This is a genomic window from Stutzerimonas sp. KH-1, from assembly GCF_054483855.1.
Window position 1 is genome coordinate 3939921 of sequence record NZ_CM137011.1, and the last position, 21981, is coordinate 3961901.

The 21981-nt window shown below is 64.7% G+C and carries 18 protein-coding genes and 1 riboswitch; of the genes, 9 read left to right on the forward strand and 9 right to left on the reverse strand.

Features of this window, described 5'->3' with window-relative positions; translation table 11 throughout:
- Window positions 1–7 precede the first annotated feature (7 nt).
- Both ACX1DW_RS18920 and ACX1DW_RS18925 read right to left on the reverse strand, forming a co-directional pair.
- Complete coding sequence (locus ACX1DW_RS18920) at window positions 8–724, reverse strand: 16S rRNA (uracil(1498)-N(3))-methyltransferase (protein WP_458992132.1); 717 nt, start codon at window positions 722–724, stop codon at window positions 8–10.
- Between the two features lie 86 nt (window positions 725–810).
- Window positions 811–2217 (reverse strand): adenosylmethionine--8-amino-7-oxononanoate transaminase, encoded by a 1407-nt coding sequence (locus tag ACX1DW_RS18925; protein ID WP_458992133.1) that lies wholly within the window; start codon window positions 2215–2217, stop codon window positions 811–813.
- A 161-nt stretch (window positions 2218–2378) separates the two neighbouring features.
- Between ACX1DW_RS18925 and ACX1DW_RS18930 the strand changes: the two genes are divergently transcribed.
- The 5 genes from ACX1DW_RS18930 to adeC all read left to right on the forward strand — a co-directional run bounded on the left by ACX1DW_RS18930 (window position 2379) and on the right by adeC (window position 9495).
- Entirely contained in the window at window positions 2379–2933 is a 555-nt protein-coding gene (locus ACX1DW_RS18930) for a cytochrome b (RefSeq protein WP_458992134.1), read from the forward strand.
- A 24-nt stretch (window positions 2934–2957) separates the two neighbouring features.
- Window positions 2958–3533: a YceI family protein gene (locus ACX1DW_RS18935; RefSeq protein WP_102838886.1), complete on the forward strand. Its 576-nt coding sequence runs from the start codon at window positions 2958–2960 to the stop codon at window positions 3531–3533.
- Between the two features lie 249 nt (window positions 3534–3782).
- A complete protein-coding gene (locus ACX1DW_RS18940; RefSeq protein WP_102838885.1) occupies window positions 3783–4922 on the forward strand; it encodes an efflux RND transporter periplasmic adaptor subunit in 1140 nt (379 codons plus the stop codon).
- A 14-nt stretch (window positions 4923–4936) separates the two neighbouring features.
- Window positions 4937–8074, forward strand: coding sequence for an efflux RND transporter permease subunit (locus tag ACX1DW_RS18945; protein ID WP_458992135.1), 3138 nt, complete (start codon window positions 4937–4939; stop codon window positions 8072–8074).
- Window positions 8071–9495, forward strand: coding sequence for an AdeC/AdeK/OprM family multidrug efflux complex outer membrane factor (gene adeC / locus ACX1DW_RS18950; RefSeq protein ID WP_458992136.1), 1425 nt, complete (start codon window positions 8071–8073; stop codon window positions 9493–9495). The genes ACX1DW_RS18945 and adeC overlap by 4 nt, the downstream gene beginning before the upstream one ends.
- Before the next feature lie 82 nt (window positions 9496–9577).
- On the opposite strand, the gene ACX1DW_RS18955 is transcribed toward adeC, so the two are convergent.
- The 4 genes from ACX1DW_RS18955 to ACX1DW_RS18970 form a co-directional block, all read right to left on the reverse strand.
- Window positions 9578–11398: a DEAD/DEAH box helicase gene (locus ACX1DW_RS18955; protein WP_458992137.1), complete on the reverse strand. Its 1821-nt coding sequence runs from the start codon at window positions 11396–11398 to the stop codon at window positions 9578–9580.
- A 232-nt stretch (window positions 11399–11630) separates the two neighbouring features.
- Window positions 11631–12482, reverse strand: coding sequence for a methylenetetrahydrofolate reductase [NAD(P)H] (gene metF / locus ACX1DW_RS18960; protein ID WP_458992138.1), 852 nt, complete (start codon window positions 12480–12482; stop codon window positions 11631–11633).
- Between the two features lie 69 nt (window positions 12483–12551).
- Complete coding sequence (gene ahcY / locus ACX1DW_RS18965) at window positions 12552–13958, reverse strand: adenosylhomocysteinase (protein WP_458992139.1); 1407 nt, start codon at window positions 13956–13958, stop codon at window positions 12552–12554.
- Window positions 13959–13982: 24 nt separating this feature from the next.
- Window positions 13983–14081, reverse strand: a riboswitch (S-adenosyl-L-homocysteine riboswitch).
- An 82-nt stretch (window positions 14082–14163) separates the two neighbouring features.
- A complete protein-coding gene (locus ACX1DW_RS18970) occupies window positions 14164–15417 on the reverse strand; it encodes a cation:proton antiporter (RefSeq protein WP_270054183.1) in 1254 nt (417 codons plus the stop codon).
- Window positions 15418–15591: 174 nt separating this feature from the next.
- Here ACX1DW_RS18970 and ACX1DW_RS18975 point away from each other — a divergent pair, with 174 nt between their 5' ends.
- On the forward strand, window positions 15592–16029 hold the full coding sequence (locus tag ACX1DW_RS18975) for a hypothetical protein (RefSeq protein WP_102838879.1): 438 nt from the start codon (window positions 15592–15594) through the stop codon (window positions 16027–16029).
- A 103-nt stretch (window positions 16030–16132) separates the two neighbouring features.
- A complete protein-coding gene (locus ACX1DW_RS18980; protein WP_200630340.1) occupies window positions 16133–16579 on the forward strand; it encodes a c-type cytochrome in 447 nt (148 codons plus the stop codon).
- Window positions 16580–16585: 6 nt separating this feature from the next.
- Here the strand turns inward: ACX1DW_RS18980 and ACX1DW_RS18985 are convergent, their stop codons facing one another.
- From ACX1DW_RS18985 to ACX1DW_RS18995, 3 genes are all read right to left on the reverse strand, one after another.
- Window positions 16586–16966 carry a DUF1090 domain-containing protein gene (locus tag ACX1DW_RS18985; RefSeq protein WP_200630341.1) on the reverse strand — a complete coding sequence of 127 codons (381 nt, stop codon included), beginning with the start codon at window positions 16964–16966 and terminating at the stop codon, window positions 16586–16588.
- A gap of 59 nt (window positions 16967–17025) precedes the next feature.
- On the reverse strand, window positions 17026–18687 hold the full coding sequence (gene ligB, locus ACX1DW_RS18990) for an NAD-dependent DNA ligase LigB (RefSeq protein ID WP_458992140.1): 1662 nt from the start codon (window positions 18685–18687) through the stop codon (window positions 17026–17028).
- 95 nt (window positions 18688–18782) lie between these two features.
- Window positions 18783–20111 carry a ferredoxin reductase family protein gene (locus ACX1DW_RS18995; RefSeq protein ID WP_458992141.1) on the reverse strand — a complete coding sequence of 443 codons (1329 nt, stop codon included), beginning with the start codon at window positions 20109–20111 and terminating at the stop codon, window positions 18783–18785.
- A gap of 172 nt (window positions 20112–20283) precedes the next feature.
- Here ACX1DW_RS18995 and ACX1DW_RS19000 point away from each other — a divergent pair, with 172 nt between their 5' ends.
- Entirely contained in the window at window positions 20284–21207 is a 924-nt protein-coding gene (locus ACX1DW_RS19000) for an ABC transporter ATP-binding protein (protein WP_102838874.1), read from the forward strand.
- 12 nt (window positions 21208–21219) lie between these two features.
- Window positions 21220–21981, forward strand: a complete 762-nt coding sequence (locus ACX1DW_RS19005) for an ABC transporter permease (RefSeq protein WP_102838873.1) — start codon at window positions 21220–21222, stop codon at window positions 21979–21981.

The window sequence follows — 21981 nt, forward strand, 5'->3', positions numbered from 1 at the left end:
CCGGGCGCTAGAAGTCTCCCCATAGCTGCTGCGCCACGCTCAGCGCCACCACCGGCGCCGTTTCGGTGCGCAGAACCCGCGGCCCCAGCCGCGCCGGAAGAAAGCCCTGCCCGGCAGCCTGTTCGACTTCGCTCTGGCTCAGGCCACCCTCTGGACCGATCAGAAACGCCAGGCTTTGCGGCTTGGCATGGCTCGCCAGCGGCTCGGCTACCGGGTGCAGCACGAGCTTGAGGTCGGCCTCGACGGCCAGCCAGTCGCGCAGCGCAACCGGTGAATGGATGATCGGCAGGACCGAACGGCCACACTGCTCGCAGGCGCTGATGGCGATCTGCCGCCAGTGGGCCAGGCGCTTGTCGGCCCGCTCATCGTTGAGGCGCACTTCACACCGCTCGCTGATCAGCGGCGTGATCTCGCTGACGCCTAGCTCGGTGGCCTTCTGGATCGCCCAGTCCATGCGCTCTCCGCGCGACAGGCCCTGCCCGAGGTGTATCTGCAGTGGTGATTCCGTCATTCCTGCCAAGCGTTCATGCAACTCGACCCTAACGCGCTTCTTGCCGACCTCCGTCAGCTCGCCGCGATACTCCTGGCCGCTGCCATCAAACAGCTGCACCGCGCTGCCGGTCGACAGGCGCAGGACTCGCCCGATGTAGTGGGCCGCTGCCTCGGGGAGTGCATGCTGGCCGAGGGAAAGGGGAGCGTCGACGAAGAAGCGGGATAGGCGCATAGGGGAACGGCAGGGCGAGGTGGATGAGGCTGCAAGTCTAAAGCATCGGCGGTCCGGTCAGCAGACCGCCGCACGCTTGCGTGATTTCAGCCCGGATCGCGGAAATCCGGATACGGCCCCGCCGGCACCGATACCTGCGCACTGTCGCGCGTGGCGATGTCGATACCCTCGCTGGCCACGGTGGCGAGAAAATCGATCTGTTCTTCCGTAATGCAATACGGCGGCAGGAAATACACCACGCTACCGAGCGGTCGCAACAAGGCGCCGCGCTGCAGTGCGTGCTCATAGACCTTGAGGCCGCGACGCTCCTGCCACGGATAGGCCGCGCGAGTGGGCTTGTCCTGCACCATTTCAATGGCCAGTGCCATGCCGGTCTGGCGCACCTCGGCCACGTGCGGATGATCGGCCAGGTGCGCGGTGGCGCTGGCCATGCGCGTGGCCAGCGCCCTGTTCGCTTCGATGACATTGTCCTCGGCGAAAATGTCCAGCGTCGCCAGCGCGGCGGCACAGGCCAGCGGGTTGCCGGTGTAGGTGTGCGAATGGAGGAAGGCGCGCAGGGTCGAGTAGTCGTCGTAGAACGCCTGGTACAGCTTGTCTGTGGTGAGCACCGCGGCCATCGGCAGGTAGCCGCCGGTAAGGGCCTTGGACAGGCAGAGGAAATCCGGTGTGATGCCGGCCTGCTCGCAGGCGAACATGGTGCCGGTGCGACCGAAGCCGACGGCGATCTCGTCATGGATGAGGTGCACCTCGTAGCGGTCGCAGGCTTCGCGCAGCAGCTTGAGGTAGACCGGGTGATACATGCGCATGCCGCCGGCGCCTTGGATCAGCGGTTCGACGATGACCGCGGCGATGTCCTGATGATGCTCGGCCAGGGTCTGCTCCATATGCGCGAACATCTGCCGCGAATGCTCTTCCCAGCTCACGCCCTCGGGTCGCAGGTAGCAGTCCGGGCTCGGCACCTTGAAGGTGTCCAGCAGCAGCGGCTTGTAGGTATCGGTGAAGAGCGCGACGTCGCCCACCGACATGGCGGCAACGGTTTCGCCGTGATAGCTGTTGGTCAGCGTGACGAAGCGCTGTTTGCGCCCGCGGCCACTGTTGCGCCAGTAGTGGAAGCTCATCTTCAGCGCCACCTCGATGCCGGTGGAGCCGTTGTCGGTGTAGAACACGCGCTCCAGGCCGGCCGGCGTCAAGGCGACCAGGCGCTCCGACAGCTCCACCACCGGCTGGTGGCTGAAGCCGGCGAGCATCACGTGCTCGAGCTGGTCGACCTGGTCCTTGATGCGCTGATTGATGCGCGGATTGGCATGGCCGAAGACATTGACCCACCAGGAGCTCACCGCGTCCAGGTAGCGCTTGCCGTCGAAATCCTCCAGCCACACGCCGTCGCCGCGGCGGATGGGAATCAGCGGTAACTGCTCGTGGTCCTTCATCTGGGTGCAGGGATGCCAGAGCACGGCGAGGTCGCGTTGCATCCAGCTGTCGTTCAGGCTCATGTTGGTCCTCCGCAGTGAGTCGCGAAGCCTAGCAGAACTTGCAAGTGACACTCGACGCGATCAGTTATCGATTTGCTCGATGTTTCAAAGCGAAAAAATGCGCTCTATTCCGATAGGTAACCGGCTAGGCTTCTAACCCTCGAAATTGAAGGATGGATTCGATGCGCTGGCGCAACTCTTCCACGCACTTCGGACTGACCAGTATCGCGTTGCACTGGCTGGTGGCCGTCGCGGTCTTCGGATTATTCGCCCTGGGCTTCTGGATGGTCGGGCTTAACTACTACAGCAGCTGGTACCGCACCGCGCCGGACCTGCACAAGAGCATTGGCATCGTGCTGTTTCTGGTCATGCTGCTGCGGGTGCTCTGGCGCTTCATCAGTCCGGCACCGGGACCGTTGGCAAGCCAGGGCCGGCTAACCCAGAGGGCTGCCAAGCTCGGGCATGGGCTGCTCTACCTCGGCCTGTTCGTCGTCATGATCTCCGGCTACCTGATTTCCACTGCCGACGGCCGGCCGATCGGTGTGTTCGGCCTGTTCGACGTGCCGGCGCTCATCTCCTCCATTCCGGACCAGGCCGATCGTGCCGGGCTGGTTCACGAGTATGCCGCCTGGGCGCTGGTGATCTTTGCCGTCGTACATGCCCTGGCCGCGCTCAAGCACCATTTCATCGACCGCGATGCGACGCTCAGGCGCATGCTCGGTTTCAATGCCGATTAATCATCAAAGACAGGAGAATCACTGATGCTCAAGAAAACCCTCGCGGCACTGATCCTTGGGTCCGCACTGGTCGGCGGCCAGGCATTCGCGGCCGATTACGCCATCGACAAGGAAGGCCAGCATGCCTTCGTCAACTTCAAGATCAGCCACCTTGGTTACAGCTGGCTGTGGGGCACCTTCAACGACTTCGACGGCGACTTCAGCTTCGATGCGGCCAAGCCGGAGGAGAGCAAGGTCAACGTCACGCTGAAGACCGCCAGCGTCGACACCAATCATGCCGAGCGTGACAAGCATCTGCGCAGCGATGACTTCCTCAATGTCGCCAAGCACCCGACGGCCACCTTCGAGTCGACGTCGGTGAAGTCCACCGGCGAGGGCACCGCCGACATCACCGGCAACCTGACCCTCAACGGCGTGACCAAGCCGGTGGTGATCGCCGCCAGGTTCATTGGCGAAGGCAAGGACCCGTGGGGTGGCTATCGTGCCGGCTTCGAAGGCAGCACGACGCTGACCCTCAAGGACTTCGACATCAAGATGGATCTCGGCCCTGCCTCGCAGACGGTCGACCTGATCATCTCCGTCGAAGGTGTGCGCAAGTAAGCCCTGTTTCGGGTTGACGAACGCCGGCACCACGCCGGCGTTCTGCTTTGCGAAGGTCGCTCACCGCTGACTGGACAGGACACACCGCAATGTCTGGAATGCACGTTTCGCAACATTTAACCGGGTCAGTGGGAGGTTTTGGCGGTTTACAGACAGTGATGGATGTAAGTATATTCCGGTCCATTCTGCTATCCGCATCTGCGGCGTGCTTTGCTCATTCCCGCCTGCCGGTTTTCAAGAGGTCTATCCATGTCGATCAAGTCAGCCAGTGCTGCCCTGATGTCCATTCTCGCCGTGGCTGTTTTCCTGGCCGGCTGCCAGGAGGAAACCGCGCCACCGGCGCAGCAGAAGCCCAAGGTAGGCATCGTGACCGTGCAGACGGAACCGTTCGCGGTGACCACTGATCTGCCTGGCCGCACGCGCGCCTACCGCATTGCCGAAGTTCGGCCGCAGGTCAATGGCATCATCCAGAAGCGTCTGTTCACCGAAGGCAGTGACGTCAAGGCCGGGCAGCAGCTGTACCAGATCGATGCCTCGGTCTATGAAGCTACCCTGAAAAGCGCTCAGGCCAGCCTGGCTTCCAGCAAGTCGCTGGCTGACCGCTATGCCGAGCTGGTCAAGGATCAGGCTGTCAGCAAGCAGGCCTATGACGAGGCCCGCGCAGCCAGCCTGCAGGCCGAAGCGGAGCTGGAGCGCGCGCGCATCGACCTGCGCTACACCAAGGTGCTGGCGCCCATCTCCGGGCGCATTGGCCGTTCCGCCGTCACCGAAGGTGCGCTGGTCAGCAATGGCCAGGCGCAGGAGCTGGCGACCATTCAGCAGCTCGATCCGATCTATGTCGATGTCACCCAGCCTGCCCGTGATCTCTTGGCGCTGCGCCGCGATCTGGCCGAAGGCCGGCTGCAGAAGTCCGGCGAGAACGCCGCGCGGGTCAGCCTGAAACTGGAAGATGGCAGCGATTACGGCCATGAGGGCAAGCTCGAATTCAGCGAAGTGACGGTCGACCCTGGTACCGGCTCGGTGACCCTGCGCGCCGTCTTCCCCAATCCGGACAAGATTCTGTTGCCGGGCATGTTCGTCCATGCGCAGCTGGTGGCAGGCCTCAAGAGCGAGGCGATGCTGGTGCCGCAGCAAGGCGTGACACGCAACGCCAAGGGTGAACCGACCGCGATGGTGGTCAACGCGGAGAACAAGGTCGAGCTGCGCACGATCAAGACCGAGCGCGCGGTCGGCAACCGCTGGCTGGTCGGCGATGGCTTGCAGCCCGGTGATCGCGTGATCACCGAGGGGTTGCAGTTCATCCAGCCAGGTGTGGAGGTCGAGGTGGCGCCGGCGACCAACGTCGATAACCGGGGGGTGAGCGCACAGCCCCAAGGCCAAGAAGGCTGAGGGGTTACTAGTTCATGTCCAGATTCTTCATCGACCGGCCGATCTTCGCCTGGGTAATCGCCCTGGTGATCATGCTCGCCGGCGGCCTGTCCATCCTCAAGCTGCCGGTCAACCAGTACCCGAGCATCGCCGCGCCTGCCGTCGGCATCTCCGTCAGCTATCCGGGCGCCTCGGCGCAGACGGTGCAGGACACCGTGGTGCAGGTCATCGAGCAGCAGCTCAACGGCATCGACGGGCTGCGCTACATCTCCTCGGAAAGCAACTCCGACGGCAGCATGTCGATCACCGTGACCTTCGATCAGGGCACCAATCCCGATATCGCCCAGGTCCAGGTGCAGAACAAGCTGCAGCTGGCGACCCCGTTGCTGCCGCAGGAAGTCCAGCAGCAGGGCATCCGTGTGACCAAGGCGGTGCGCAACTTCCTCATCGTCATCGGTCTGGTCTCCACCGACGGCAGCCTCGACCAGCGTGACCTGGCGAACTACATCGTCGCCAACATGCAGGACCCGATTTCGCGGACCAAGGGCGTGGGCGACTTCCAGGTGTTCGGTGCCCAGTACGCGATGCGCATCTGGCTCGACCCGGCCAAGCTCAACAACTTCAGCCTGACGCCGGTGGATGTCAGCGCGGCGATCCAGGCACAGAACGTCCAGGTCTCGTCCGGCCAGCTCGGTGGTTTGCCGGCGCTGCCGGGCCAGCAGCTCAATGCCACGGTTATCGGCAAGACTCGTCTGCAGACTCCTGAGCAGTTCCGCAACATCCTGCTCAAGGTCAACGCCGACGGCTCGCAGGTGCGCCTGGGTGATGTCGCCAAGGTCGAGCTGGGCGGTGAGAACTACTCGGTCAGCGCGCATTTCAACGGCAAGCCGGCTGCCGGCCTGGCGTTGAAACTGGCCACCGGCGCCAACGCGCTGGATACCGTCGAAGGCGTGCGCAAGACCATCGACGAGCTCAAGCCGTTCTTCCCGCCGGGCGTCGAGGTGGTCTATCCGTACGACACCACACCGGTCATTTCCGCATCCATCACCGGGGTCATGCACACGCTGCTCGAGGCGTTCGTGCTGGTGTTCCTGGTGATGTACCTGTTCCTGCAGAACTTCCGCGCGACGCTGGTGCCGACGCTGGCGGTGCCGGTGGTGCTGCTGGGTACCTTCGGCGTGCTGGCGGTGTTCGGCTTCAGCATCAACACGCTGACCATGTTCGCCATGATCCTGGCGATCGGCCTGCTAGTGGACGACGCCATCGTGGTGGTGGAAAACGTCGAGCGGGTGATGCGCGAGGAGGGCCTCTCGCCGCTGGAAGCCACGCGCAAGTCCATGGGCCAGATCCAGGGCGCGCTGATCGGCATTGGCGTGGTGCTGTCGGCGGTACTGCTGCCGATGGCCTTCTTCGGCGGATCGACCGGGGTGATCTACCGGCAGTTCTCGATCACCATCGTATCGGCGATGGTGCTCTCGGTGCTGATGGCACTGATCTTCACTCCGGCCCTCTGCGCGACGCTGCTCAAGCCGATCGACAAGGATGACCATCACGAGAAGCGCGGTTTCTTCGGCTGGTTCAATCGCACCTTCGATCGTAGCGTCAACGGCTACGAGCGGGGCGTACGGGGCGTGCTCAAGCGCAAGGCGCCATTCCTGCTGCTCTACGTGCTGATCGTCGGCGTGATGGTGGTGCTGTTCAGCCGCATCCCGACCGCGTTCCTGCCCGAAGAGGATCAGGGCGTACTGTTCGCCCAGGTGATGACACCGTCGGGCTCGACTGCCGAACGCACCCAGCAGAGCATCGACGCCATGCGTCGCTACCTCTTGGAAGAAGAAGGCGACATCGTCCGTTCGGTGTTCACCGTGACCGGCTTCAGCTTTGCCGGCCGGGGCCAGAGTTCGGGTATCGCCTTCATCGGCCTCAAGCCGTGGAGCGAGCGCACCGACAAAGAAGACAGCGTATTCGCCCTGGCGCAGCGGGCGCAGCAGCATTTCGCCAGTTTCCGCGACGCCCAGGTGTTCGCCTTCGCGCCGCCGGCGGTGATGGAGCTGGGTAACGCCACCGGCTTCAACCTGTACCTGCAGGATCGTGCCGGTGTCGGCCAGCAGGTGCTGCAGCAGGCGCGGGACAAGTTCCTGCAGCTGGCCAGCCAGAGTCCGGTGCTGACCCGCGTGCGGCCAAACACCCTGCGCGACGAGCCGCAGTATCAGATCCTCATCGACGACGAGAAGGCGCGTGTGTTGGGCATTTCCCTGGCCGATATCAACAGCACGCTGTCGATCGCTTGGGGTGGTCGCTACGTCAACGACTTCATCGACCGCGGTCGGGTGAAGAAGGTCTACCTGCAGGGCATCCCCAGTGCGCGGATGAATCCCGAGGACCTGGAGAAGTGGTACGTGCGCAACGATGCTGGCGAGATGGTGCCGTTCAGTGCCTTCGCCACGGGCGAGTGGACCTACGGCTCGCCGAAGCTGTCGCGTTTCAACGGCGTCAGTGCGATCGAGATGCTCGGCGAGCCGGCGCCTGGCTACAGTTCCGGTGATGCCATGGCCGAGGTGGAGCGCATTGCTGCTCAGCTGCCGCCAGGCGTGGGCTATTCCTGGACCGGGCAGTCCTACGAGGAGCGGCTGGCCGGCTCGCAGACGCTGGCGCTCTACGCCTTGTCGCTGCTGGTGGTGTTCCTCTGCCTGGCGGCCCTGTACGAGAGCTGGTCGATTCCGTTCTCGGTCATGCTGGTGGTGCCGCTGGGTATTGTTGGGGCGCTTGCCTTCACGCTGGCGCGTGGATTGTCCAACGAGGTGTTCTTCCAGGTCGGTCTGGTCACCACTATCGGCCTGTCGGCGCGTAACGCGATCCTCATCGTCGAGTTCGCCAAGGCGCTGCACGAGCAGGGCATGAGCTATGCGGACGCCGCCTTGCGTGCCTGCCGTATGCGTCTGCGCCCGATCATCATGACCTCCCTGGCGTTCATTCTCGGCGTGGTTCCGCTCGCCATCGCCTCCGGCGCGGGTGCCGGCAGCAAGCACGCCATCGGTACCGGGGTGATCGGCGGCATGCTCACCGCGGCGGTGCTGGCAATCTTCTGGATTCCGTTGTTCTACGTGATGATCTGCTCGTTCTTCGACCGCACGACGTCCGCCAATCAGGCAGCCAAGGAGGATTCGTTGTGAACAAGTCTCTGTTGAGTCTCGCGCTCGTGGCGGCGCTGAGCGGCTGCTCGCTGATCCCCGAGTACCAGCGTCCGGATGCGCCGGTCCCGGCCGACTGGCCGCAGGGCGAAGCCTATTCGAAGGCATCCCCCGAGGCTCGGGCGCAGGCGCTTGGCTGGCGCGAGTTCTTCCGTGATCCGGCGCTGCAGCAGCTGATCGAGGTCGCGCTGGAGAACAACCGCGACCTGCGCGTCGCCGCGCTGAACGTCGATGCCTACCGTGCGCTGTACCGCGTGCAGCGCGCCGATGTGCTGCCGGCGGTGAGCGCCGATGGCGCTGGCACCCGCAGCCGTACACCGGGCGATCTGAACATGAGCGGCGAGCCGGCCATCAGCAGTCAGTACAGCGCCACCTTCGGCGTGTCCTGGGAGCTGGACCTGTTCGGCCGCCTGCGCAGCCTGCGCGACCAGGCCCTGGAAGAGTTCTTCGCCAGCGAGGCCGCGCAGCGCAGCACGCAGATCAGCCTGATCGCCAGTGTCGCCAATGCCTGGCTGACGCTGCAGGCCGATCAGGCGCTGCTCCAGGTAACCCGCGATACGCTCAAGACCTACGAGGAAAGCCTGGGCCTGACTCAGCGCAGCTTCGATGTCGGTGTCGCCTCGGCGCTGGAGCTGCGCCAGGCGCGCAGTGCAGTGGACAGTGCGCGGGTGAGTATCGAGCAGTACACCCGTCTGGTGGCGCAGGATCGCAACGCACTGACGTTGTTGCTGGGGCAGGCATTACCGACCGGCCTGCCGGCAAACGATCGGCTGGAGCGGACCCAGCTGGCACCGTTGCCGGTCGGACTGCCCTCGGATCTGCTGCAGCAGCGCCCTGATATCCTGCAGGCGGAGTATCAGCTGCGCGCGGCCAACGCCAGCATCGGCGCGGCGCGCGCGGCCTTCTTCCCGCGCATCAGCCTGACCGGTGCGGCAGGGACCGCCAGCAGCGAGCTGTCCGGTCTGTTCGACGGCGGTTCCGGCTACTGGAGCTTCTCGCCGAGCATCAGCGTGCCGATCTTCAACGCCGGCCAGCTTCGGGCCAACCTGGACTACGCGCAGATCAGCAAGAACATCCAGGTGGCACAATACGAACAGGCCATCCAGACGGCGTTCCGCGAGGTGGCCGACGGGCTCGCCGCCCAGGCCACTTATGTGCGCCAGGTGCAGGCCCAGCGTGATCTGCTGCAGACCAGCGAGGATTACTACAACCTCGCCGAGCGCCGCTATCGCACCGGCGTGGACAGCTATCTGACCGTGCTCGATGCGCAGCGCCAGTTGTTTAGCGTGCAGCAGCAGCTGATCAGCGATCGCCTCGCGCAGATGACCAGTGAGGTCAATCTGTTCAAGGCCTTGGGCGGTGGCTGGCAGGAAACGCTGCAGGCGGTGCCTGCCGAGGGCTAAGTGACATCGACGGCTGGCGAGCGGTCGTCGAGTGGATACAAAAACGCCGCCCGATGGGCGGCGTTTTCGTTTCGGGCGCGGCTCAGGCCTCGCGGTTGCGCGTCAGCAGGGCCGGCTTCTCGCCACGCGGCCGAGACGGCAGCTGCTCGAGCTGCTCGAGGCTCGGCAGGCGGTCGATCTTCGATTCCTTGTGGATGATCACCGGCTGCTTCTCGCGCGGCTTGGCCGCTTCCTGGCGCGTAACGACCGGTTCATCGATGCGGCGACCTTCGTTCTTGCGCCGTGGCTGACCGTTGCGTGGCTGGCCATTGCGCGCAGTCTGGCCCTGGCCCGCAGCCGAACGCTTGCCCTTGCCGCCCGCTGCGCCGCCGCCATTGCGGGCAGCTCCGGCTCCGGCTGCGCGCGGTGCGGAGCCCGGCTGGGCCTGGCCGCCGGAGCGACGTCCGCGGTTCTGCTTGTTCTGATAGGGGCTCACGTAGTCCACCCGGTTGCCGAAGTTGTCCACCTCGTCATCGAGGAACTCGTCCGGCGCCCGGTCCGGTGGCAGCTGGGGCGGCCCGGCGACGACCGGGCCCTGGGCGGCCGCGCCATCACGGGCGGGCTTGCGCGCCTTGCTCTTGCTGCGGCGGTTGCGCTCCTTCTGCTCGCCGCCCTTTTCTGCCGGCTTGTCGCGTTCGCCGCGTGCCTTGCGCTCGCCACGCTGTGGGCGCGGTTGGCGGGGTTCGCGTATTTCCGGCTTTTCGGCTTCGATGCTGCTGGCGTCGAAGCCCTGCAGATCGCCATCCGGGATGCGCTGCTTGGTCATGCGCTCGATGCCTTTGAGCAACTTTTCCTCGTCCGGCGCCACCAGCGAGATGGCTTCACCGCTGCGCCCGGCACGGCCGGTGCGGCCGATGCGGTGCACATAGTCTTCCTCGACGTTGGGCAGCTCGAAGTTGACCACATGCGGCAGCTGGTCGATGTCCAGGCCGCGGGCAGCGATATCGGTGGCCACCAGGATGCGCACCTGGTTGGCCTTGAAGTCGGCCAGGGCCTTGGTGCGCGCGTTCTGGCTCTTGTTGCCATGGATCGCGGCAGCCGGCAGGCCGTGCTTCTCCAAGTACTCGGCCAGGCGATTGGCACCGTGCTTGGTACGGGTGAAGACCAGCACCTGCTCCCAGGCACCCTGGGTGATCAGGTGGGCAAGCAGGGCCCGCTTGTGGCTGGAGGCGACGCGGAACACGCGCTGCTCGATGCGCTCGACGGTGGTGTTCGGCGGGGTAACCTCGATGCGCTCCGGGTTTTGCAGCAGCTTGGCGGCGAGGTCGGTGATGTCCTTGGAGAAGGTGGCCGAGAACAGCAGGTTCTGGCGCTTGGCCGGCAGCTTGGCCAGAACCTTCTTGACGTCATGGATGAAGCCCATGTCGAGCATGCGGTCGGCTTCGTCGAGGACGAGGATTTCCACGTGCGACAGGTCGATGGCCTTCTGGTTGGCCAGATCGAGCAGGCGACCGGGGCAGGCGACCAGCACGTCGAGGCCCTTGGCTACGGCCTGGATCTGCGGGTTCATGCCGACGCCGCCGAAGATCACCGCGCTTTTCAGCGGCAGGTCGCGGGCATAGATCTTGAAGCTGTCGTGAACCTGGGCGGCGAGTTCGCGGGTCGGTGTCAGCACCAGCACGCGCGGCTGTTTCGGGCCGTAGCGGTGTTCACGATCCGGGTGACCACCCGGAAACAGCAGTTCGAGTACCGGCAGGGCGAAGCCGCCTGTCTTGCCGGTTCCGGTCTGGGCGGCGACCATCAGGTCACGGCCTTGCAACACGGCGGGAATGGCCCGCTGTTGCACGGGAGTAGGCTGGGTGTAACCGGCGGCCTCGACGGCACCGGCCAAAGCCTCGGAGAGACCGAGGGAAGCAAAGGACATGAGTAATCCTGTCTTGTAAGGGGCGATGCCCTGGGATGATCATGCCTGGCCCGAATCGCGACTGGCGTGCGATCCCGTCCGGTCCTGCCGCGCATGGTGATGGCGACATCCGGGCGTAAGCCTGGCGGAAGCGCGGAGTATAACAGAGCCTGTCAACGCCGCATTGCTCTGACAGTGTCGCAGGTCACGGGTTCATTAGCCAGCTCCGTATTTCCCCGGAGCTGGCCGGAACTCAGCGCGACAGCCCGAGGTTGTTCCAGATCGCCAGGCTCGGTTCGGCCTGGTTCAGCGTGTAGAAGTGCAGGCCCGGCGCACCGCCGGCCAGCAGCTTCTGGCACATTTCGGTGATCACCTGCTCGCCGAAGGCCTGGATGCTCTGCATGCCGTCGCCATAGGCTTCGAGCTGCTTGCGCACCCAGCGTGGAATCTCCGCGCCACAGGCATCGGAGAAGCGGGCCAGCTTGCTGTAGTTGGTGATCGGCATGATGCCCGGCACCACCGGCGTCTGAACCCCGAGCTTGCGCACGCGCTCGACGAAGTAGAAGTAGCAGTCGGCATTGAAGAAGTACTGGGTAATCGCACTGTCGGCGCCGGCGTTGGCCTTGCGCACGAAGTTCGCCAGGTCGTCCTCGAAGTTGCGCGCCTGGGGATGCATTTCCGGGTAGGCGGCGATCTCGATATGGAAGTGGTCACCGGTCTCGGCACGGATGAACTCCACCAGCTCATTGGCGTAGCGCAGCTCGCCGCTGGCCATGCCCATGCCGGACGGCAGATCGCCGCGCAGGGCGACGATGCGCTTGATGCCGGCATTCTTGTAGAGGTTCAGCAGCTCGCGCAGCTCGGCTTTGGTGTCGCCGACACAGGACAGGTGCGGTGCGGTGGGGATCTTCACCTCACCGTCGAGTTGCAGCACAGTGTTCAGGGTGCGGTCGCGTGTCGAGCCACCGGCACCGTAGGTGCAGGAGAAGAAGTCGGGCTGATAGCCTGCCAGCTGGCGGGCCACGTTCAGCAGTTTTTCATGCCCGGCTTCGGTCTTGGTGGGGAAGAACTCGAAGCTGATGGACGGGCGGTTCGAAGAGGTCATACAGAAATTCCTTGAGCTGCACGTCGCCGACCCCGAGCGCCAGGCTCGGTGGTCAGCGGCATGACCTGCTTAGTAGCGGTAGCTGTCCGGCTTGAACGGACCTTCGACGGCAACGCCGATGTACTCGGCCTGCTTGCTGGTCAGCTGGGTGACCACGCCACCGAAGCCCTTGACCATCTCCAGCGCCACTTCCTCGTCGAGCTTCTTCGGCAAGACCATGACGGTGACGTTCTGGGTCTTCTCGGCCACCGGCAGGTCGGCGAACTTCTCGTTGTAGAGGTGGATCTGCGCCAGCACCTGGTTGGCGAACGAACCGTCCATGATCCGGCTCGGGTGACCGGTGGCGTTGCCCAGGTTCACCAGACGGCCTTCGGCGAGCAGGATCAGATAGTCATCATTGGCCGGATCGACGCTCTTGCCGGTGCGGTGGATCTTGTGCACCTGCGGCTTGACCTCTTCCCAGCCCCAGTTCTGGCGCATGAAGGCGGTGTCGATCTCGTTGTCGAAGTGGCCGATGTTGCACACCACGGCGCGCTTCTTCAGCGCCTTGAGCATGCCGGCGTCGCACACATTGACGTTACCGGTGGTGGTGACGATCAGGTCGATCTTGCCCAGCAGCGCGGCGTCGACGCTGGCTTCGGTGCCGTCGTTGATGCCGTTCTTGTAGGGGGAAACCAGCTCGAAGCCGTCCATGCAGGCCTGCATGGCGCAGATCGGGTCGACCTCGGAGACCTTGACGATCATGCCTTCCTGGCGCAGCGACTGTGCCGAGCCCTTGCCTACGTCGCCGTAGCCGATGACCAGCGCCTGCTTGCCGGAGAGCAGGTGATCGGTGGCGCGCTTGATGGCGTCGTTCAGGCTGTGGCGGCAGCCGTATTTGTTGTCGTTCTTGCTCTTGGTGACCGAGTCGTTGACGTTGATCGCCGGCACTTTCAGGGTGCCGCCCTTGAGCATGTCGAGCAGGCGGTGCACACCGGTGGTGGTTTCCTCGGTGATGCCGTGCACGCGCTCGAGCACCTGCGGATACTTGTCATGCAGGATCTGGGTCAGGTCGCCACCATCATCGAGCACCATGTTGGCGTCCCACGGCTGACCGTCCTTGAGGATGGTCTGCTCGATGCACCACTCGTATTCCTCCTCGGTCTCGCCCTTCCAGGCGAATACCGGGATGCCAGCGGCGGCGATGGCGGCAGCGGCCTGATCCTGGGTGGAGAAGATGTTGCAGGACGACCAGCGCACTTCGGCGCCGAGGGCGATCAGCGTCTCGATCAGCACCGCGGTCTGGATGGTCATGTGGATACAGCCCAGGATCTTCGCGCCCTTGAGCGGTTGCTCGGCGGCGTACTTGCGGCGCAGGCCCATCAGGGCGGGCATTTCCGATTCGGCGATGATGATCTCGCGGCGGCCCCAGGCGGCCAGGGAAATGTCGGCGACCTTGAAGTCGGTGAAACCGGCAGGCGTCATGACAGCACTCATCGAAGAGTTCTCCATTCGTATAGATGCGAATGGGCGCCGTTGATGCGTTCTAGGAAACGCCCCATCCGAGCCTGACAGGCCCGCTCTGTGACAGAGCAACCTGCTGCAGCGCCCCTCGGACGGGTGGCGGGCACGATCGAAGCGGAGTCGATCGCGTGAAGCCCGGCGATTATAGCGATGACCGCCGGCAATCCCAAGCTGTCCGTCAGTAAGTGCTGGCCGAGCTGCCGCGGCAGATTCGTCGGACCAGCCGGCCGATGCTCAGCCCTTGCACCAGGATCGAGAACAGGACGACCAGGTAGGTGATGTTGAGCAGCAGGTTGCGCTCTTCGCTGGCCGGCAGTGCCAGGACCAGCGCGACCGAGATGCCGCCGCGCAATCCGCCCCAGGTCAGGATGCGTACGGTGCCGGCAGGCAAAGCGCGGCCTGCAGCACGCAACGCCAGCGCTGCCGGGCCGACTGCGGCGAGGCGTGTGGTCAGTATCAACAGCGTCACGCAGAGGGCGATCAGTAGGTACTGGGCACTGAACGGTAGCAGCACCAGTTCCATGCCGATCAGCACGAACAGCACGGCATTGAGGATTTCGTCCAGCAGCTCCCAGAAATTGTCCAGGTTTTCCCGCGTATGCCTGGACATTGCATGGCGTCGGCCCTGATTGCCGATGATCAGCCCGGCTACGACCATGGCGATCGGGCCGGATACGTGCAGATGTGTCGCCAGCGTGTAACCGCCCAGCACCAACGCGAGCGTCAGCAGGACCTCGACCTGATACTGGTCGATGCTCTTGAGCAGGGCGAAGGTCAGCGCCCCGAGCAGGGCGCCGAGCAGAATACCGCCTCCGGCTTCCTCGACGAACAGCCAGAGCGCCTCGCCAGCCCCCGGCGCCTCTCCGCGCGCCAGCACGCCGAGCAGCACGGTGAACACCACCACCGCGACGCCGTCATTGAACAGCGACTCCCCGACAATGGTTGTCTCCAGCGCCTTGGGTGCGCCCGCCGAACGCATGATGCCGAGCACGGCAATCGGGTCGGTCGGCGAGATCAGTGCGCCGAACAGCAGGCAGAAGATCAGCGGCGGCTGCAGCCCGAACAGCCCGAAGATCCACCAGCTGCCCAGGCCGATCACAGTGGTGGAGAACAACACGCCGACCGTCGCCAGCAGGCCGATGGCCCAGCGCCGGGCGCGCAGATCGGCCAGATTGATGTGCAGTGCGCCGGCGAACAGCAGAAACGACAGCATGCCGTCCATCAGCAGGTGATTGAAGTCGATCCGCCCGACCAGCGCCTCGATGCGTTGCTCGAGCAGTGGCAGGCCGAGCATGGCCAGACCGTGTAACAACAAGGAGAACAGCAGGGCGGTAGCCATCACGCCGATGGTCGGGGGCAGGCCGATGAAGCGGTAATTGACGTAGGCGAGCAGCGCCGTGAGGCTGATGAATATTGCGGCGAGTTCGAGCATGAAACCCTCGCATGAGGTCGGTGATGCAAGGGTGGACTCGCCAGGTGCGCGATTGGTGCCGGCTGCGCCCGGCTTTGGCGGCCAGGCGGTGGGTGACGAACTCAGCGCAGGGCGCGGCGTCGAACCAGAAGGTTCGGTGAACCTTGCCGGGCGAAACCGTTTTAGGAGACCGCCATGAACCCCATGCTTCGCTTAGCGCCCGTGTTACTTGTCGGCGCTTTCAGCCTGCCCGCCGCTGCCAAATCCTGCTATGTGCACAGCGAAACCTCCGGTGCGGTACCCGCACCAGTCGTGACCGAGCAGTGTTTCGAATTCCACGGCGTGGACAAGGACGACGCCATCGACTGGGTCTGCCAAGACAACGAGGCCGTGAGAAATTCGCGCCGCGAGCTTCGCGACAGTTGTCCCGACGGCCACTTCGGTGTCTGCACCGCGCCGATGACGGCGGAGACGCTGGCCAACGAGCGTGCCACCGGCTCCCAGGCGAAGAACGGTACCTTGCCCAGCCAGGTGGGCGGTGATGCGACGATCGTCACCTATCACTATCACGCCAGTGATCGGGCCCAGGCCAAGATCGATTGCGAAAGCGCTGGCGGCAGCTGGTCGCAATAGCCTGCCGGGCAATCTTTGCTGACGAAGTCGAAATCCGACTGATTTGTTCAGCCGCGCATGGACGGGGATAATCCCGCGCTTTGCATCGACGAGTGGTTGAACCATGAAGCTGAGTTTGCTGAGCCTGCCCCTGCTTGCTGTCCTGGCGCTGACGGGCTGCGATCGGGTCGATCCCAATTCGCCGCTGGGCAAGCGCAAGGCGATCTATCAGGCAATGCTCGATACCAAGGAAGACCTAGGCGGGATGTTGCGCGGGCGCATTCCCTTCGATGGCGACGCCTTTCGCTCCGGTGCGGTCAAGCTGGACAAGCTTTCGCGGCAGCCGTGGCAGCATTATCCCGAGGTGAAGGAAGAACAGAGCGATGCGCGCGACGACGTTTGGCAGCGTCAGGAACGCTTCAACGAGCTGGCACGTGCGCTGGAGGCCGAAACGGCCGCGCTGGTCGAAGTGACGACGGCTGCGCCGGTCACGGCCGAGGGTGTGGCACCGGCGTTCCAGCGCGTCGAGGACGCCTGCGAGACCTGCCACAAGGAATTTCGTGCCTATTGAGGTGAGTCATTGGCGCAGCGCCTCGAGCTTTTCCCGGGACTTGGCCAGCTGATTGCGGCGCAGCTCGATCAGCTGCGCATCGCCGGTACTCAGCGCCTGGCGTAACAGCGTTTCGCGCCGCTCCACCTCACCAAAGACGCGCTCGTACTCGACCTGCCGCGGATGCAGCGCGACCAGGCCCTGGCATTGCTCGGTCAGGGTCTGCAGCTCGTGGTTGAGCTGCGTCTGTTGCAGCTTGTCGCCCTGCAGGCGTGCCTGCTGCAGCTGCTCGCCCAGCGCCTGACGCTCGGTCTGGCACTGGCTCTCGACGGTCGAAGGGGCTGCCAGCAGCGGGCTGATGACGGCCGTACCGATCAGCAGGGCAAATGGCCAATGTCGCAAAGACATGCCTCGCCTCCATGATTGTTATTCAGCCTCTATCGACAGCTGGGTGGGGCGAAAGTCCCTCAGGTACCCGGAATGCCGACGACCCGTAGCCTTTCACGCAGCGCTTGCAGTTCGGGTTCGCGAAAGAATGCCTGAAGCTGTTTCGCTCGCGCCGGTCCCACGCCGGCTTCGACCTGCCATTGCGCCGGGTCCCGCGCTGACAGTGCGTCCCAGTCCAGAGTCGCCTGCAATGCTTTGCCGGGCATGCCCAGCGCCTTCAGCCACTGCGCCAGCGGTCGTTTGCGGGCCTGGGCGAAGGTGGTCGCCAGTTTGCTCGCGCGCGCTTCGCCGATGCCCGGCACCTTCTGCAGCGTGACGGCATCCAGCGTCAGCCAGGCGAGCAGGTCGGGCAGCAATCCGGCGTCGAGCAGCGCCTGCCAGCTGCCGGCTCCGATGCCGTCGAGGGCGAGGCCCTGCTTGCCGCCGAGCCAGACAAGTCGGGAAAGAAACTGCTGCTCGCAGCCGGGCAGTGGCCGCCAGCAACTGTGCGGGTGATAACGGTTCGGCTCAGGCACGGCCACTGCGGCCCGCTCCGTGGCGCGCCAGGCCACTGAGTCCAGCTGCGGAATGCTGTGCCCGGCGAGCGCAACCGCGACCCGATCGCCGGGGCGCACATCCAGCGCCCGCCAGCGCTCCAGCGAGCCGAGGCTCAGCGTGCGAATGCGTCGGCCGTCCAGCTGGACCGGGGCGAGCTGCAGCAGCGGCGTGATGCGCCCGGTGCGACCGATGCGAAACTCCACCTCGCGCACCTCGGTCAACGCCTTGCGCAGCGGGTACTTCCAGGCGGCGGCCCAGTAGGGTTCCGCCTGCCAGCGCTCGGCCGGTGGACGCTGGCCCTGGCGCAGCACCACGCCATCGCTGGCGAACGGCAACGCTTGGCGGTACCAGTGCTCGCGCCAATGTTGCGCTTGTTTGAAGCGCTGAACCGGTAGCGTAAGCGCCTGGCTGTCGGCGAAACCAAGCTCAGCCAAGTGCGCGAGGCGGGTTTGCATCGGCGCAGGGCCGTTTGGCCAGTCCCAGACGAACAGGCCGATCCGCGCTGCGGTGCTGGCGCCCAGACTGTTGCTGGCCATGGCGCCAGCGACGCGCCCGCGAGCCCCCGCGCTGCTGTGGGTGGCCTGGACATGCTGGTCCATTCGCCAATACAGCTCCCCCTGCAGAATGACCTCGCCGGCCAGCGCCAGGCGCGCCGGGATCGCCGCCAGTTTGCGGGCGTTGGCCGTCCAGTCCTGCCCGGTGAGGCCGTCGCCGCGGCTGATGGCCTGCTGCAGGACGCCGTCTCGATAGACCAGGGTGACCGCGACACCGTCTATCTTGGGCTGGATCCACAGGTCCTCGCGCCGCGCGATCCAGGCGGCGACCGCCTGCTCATCGGCGAGCTTGGCCAGGCCGGTCTGGCGGATCGGATGGCGCAGCGGGCCGCCGGCGCCGGCCAACGGGTCCGGAGTCGCGAGGGTACTGGGGAAACAACGCTGCCAGTCGTGCAGGCGCGCACGGCTCTGGTCGTAGATTTCGTCATCCACCAGCGACTGGCCGCGGCGGTGATAGGCGTCGTCCCACTCGGCGAGCTGCGTTTGCAGCTGGTGGATCTCCCGCTGTGCTCGGGCGTCGTCCCAGGTCGGGCAGGTGGCGAGGCAGACAGGGGTAAACAGGCACAGCGATAGTGCGATCAGGCGTGGCATGACGAGCATCCTTGCTCTGGTGACAGGAGCGTGGCCCGCCGTCGCTGGCGGGCCGATGCCGGATTGTCGCCTGCCTGGCGCGTGCCGACCGTGCGTCAGCGCATGTTGAACAGCTCCTGATGGAAATCTCGCGGCGGCAGGCCGTGGCGGTGCAGGTCCTTGCTCAGATCCTGACCAAAGCCGGCCGGGCCGCAGAACCAGACGTCACTGTTCTGCCACTGCGGCGCCAGCTGGCGCAGGCGCTCGGGTGTCAGCCGGCCGCCCTCGCTGGCGACCAGCACGTGCAGGCGCACCCGGGCGCGTTCGGCCAGCTCGCGGATGCGCTCGATGAAGCCCTGATCCGGCGCGCTGGTGCAGTAGAACAGATCGACGTTGTCGCCCGTGCCGCTGTCGGCCAGCGCCTGCAGGCGGCCAATGAACGGCGCGATGCCGATGCCGCCGGCCACCCAGACCTGACGCGGCTTGCGGCTGTGGAAATCGAAGCAGCCATAGGGCCCTTCGACCTTCACCGCGTCGCCCACCTTCAGGGTGTCCGGCAGGGTACGGGTGTAGTCACCGAGACCCTTGATGGAGAAGGCCAGCTTGCCGTCGTTGCACCAGGCCGAGGAGAGGCTGAAGGGGTGCGGCCCTTCCTCGTCGTCGAAGGTAACGAAGGCGAACTGCCCGGCCTTGTGCCCCGGCCAGGCACCGTCGAGCTTGATATCGACGCGCAGCACGCGGTTGTCGCGGTGATGGGTCAGGCTTTCGATGCGGCCGACCACCTGATGCTTGCGGCCGATGCGGCGCAGCAGCGAGATGCAGGCAGCGACAGAGCCCGACGCCATCATCACGGCGAGAACCAGGCCCAGCGGCGAGGTCCAGTAGTCGGGCGGGGTCAGCACGATCGAGTGCGCCACCAGGGCCAGGTAGACCAGCGCCAGCCAGCGGTGCGTCTTGAAGAACCAGCGATAGGGGAAGCGCTTGACCAATGCCAGCACGATGAGGATGACGGCGGCATAGAAGGCCCATTCACCGATGTCCTCGGCCAGGCCGCGGAAACGCTGCAGCAGGGCGAAGATGCCTTCGTGAACTTGCCCGCCGCCACGTCGTGCCGGTTTCTCCAGCCAGCCGAAGCCGACCAGCCATTTCGGGATCTGCCCCCAGCCCCAGTGGAAGATGGCGATCACCAGCGCGCTGATGCCCAGCCACTTGTGCAGCCGATAGGTCTTGTCCAGGCCGTCGAAGAAGCGTTCGAAGCGCCGCGGCCGAACCGCCAGTATCATCGCCACGCTCATCGCGACGATGCCGAGCACCCCGCTGTAGTGCACTATAACCTTGCGCAGCGGCCAGATCTGATAGCGCGCCATGATGAAGTCATCTACCAACAACCAGAGCAACGTCAGTCCGACGAACAGCGCGACGTAGGTGAGTTTTATCTGTCTCATCTCGGGAAAGCCTCCTTGCTGGCGACCCGTGTGCCAGCGCTTCCAAGCATCTATGCAGCGCCGCGACGCCGCCATGATCACGGTCACTACGAAGCGTGACTGGGAGACGGCGGCGCTCTGCGTTGCGTTTTTATCTACAATTCCGCCCCTGATTCCTCGAAGAGACGAGCCCGTGCAACCAGTGATCGCCATCGAGCAGCTCACCAAGACCTACGCTTCCGGCCACCCGGCGCTCAAGCGCATCGACCTCGAGATCCGCAAGGGCGAGATCTTCGCCCTGCTCGGGCCGAACGGCGCCGGCAAGACCACGCTGATCAGCATCATCTGCGGCATCGTCAACCCCGGCAGCGGGCGGGTGCTGGTCGACGGCCACGACATCGTTCAGGACTACCGCGCCGCCCGCTCGAAGATCGGCTTGGTGCCGCAGGAGCTGTTCAACGAGGGCTTCGAAAGCGTCTGGGCGACGGTGCGTTTTTCGCGCGGGCTATTTGGCAAGGCGCCTGACGATTCGTTCCTGGAGAAACTGTTGCGCGATTTGTCGCTATGGGACAAGCGCCATGCCCGAATCCTGGAGCTTTCCGGCGGCATGAAGCGCCGCGTGATGATCGCCAAGGCGCTGTCCCACGAGCCATCGATCCTGTTCCTCGACGAGCCCACCGCCGGCGTCGACGTCGAGCTGCGTCGCGACATGTGGGAGATGGTCCGCGGCCTGCGCGAGCGCGGCGTGACCATCATCCTCACCACGCACTACATCGAGGAGGCCGAGGAGATGGCCGACCGCATCGGGGTGATCAGCAAGGGCGAGATCATCCTCGTCGAGGACAAGCATGTGCTGATGCACAAGCTCGGCAAGAAGCAGCTGACCTTGCACTTGCAGCGTCCGCTGGCGGCGATCCCGGGCGAGCTGGCCGACTATCCGCTGGAGCTGACTGATGCCGGCAATCAGCTGGTGTTCACCTTCGATGCCCAACACGAGGACACCGGTATCGCCGAGCTGCTCAGGCGGCTGGCCGCCCACGGCATCGATTTCAAGGACCTGCAGTCGAGCCAGAGCTCGCTGGAAGAAATCTTCGTCAACCTTGTTCACGGTCGCTGAGGAAAAGCCCGCATGAATTTCTACGCGATCCGCGCGATCTACCTGTTCGAACTGGCGCGCACCTGGCGCACCCTGCTGCAGAGCATCGCCACCCCGGTGATCTCGACGTCGCTTTACTTCGTGGTATTCGGCTCGGCCATCGGCGCGCGCATGGAGGCGATGCACGGCATCCCCTACGGCGCGTTCATCATTCCCGGCCTGATCATGATGGCGCTGCTCACCGAGAGCATTTCCAATGCCTCGTTCGGCATCTACATGCCGCGCTACTCGGGGACGATCTACGAGGTGCTGTCGGCGCCGGTGTCCTACATCGAGATCGTCATCGGCTATGTCGGTGCGGCGGCGACCAAGTCGCTGGTGCTCGGCGTGATCATCCTCATCACCGCACGGCTGTTCGTCGACTACGAGATCCAGCATCCGCTGATGATGGCGCTGTTTCTGGTGCTGACGGCGATTACCTTCTGCCTGTTCGGCTTCATCATCGGCATCTGGGCCGACGGCTGGGAGAAGCTGCAGATCGTCCCGGCGCTGATCGTCACGCCGCTGGCCTTTCTCGGTGGCAGCTTCTATTCCATCGAGATGCTGCCGCCGCTGTGGCAGAAGGTCACCCTGTTCAACCCGGTTGTCTACCTGATCAGCGGCTTCCGCTGGAGCTTCTACGGTGTCTCGGACATCAGCGTCGGCATCAGCCTGGCGATGATTCTCGGCTTCCTCGCCGCCTGCCTGCTGGCGGTGTGGTGGATCTTCAAGACCGGCTATCGCTTGAAGAACTGA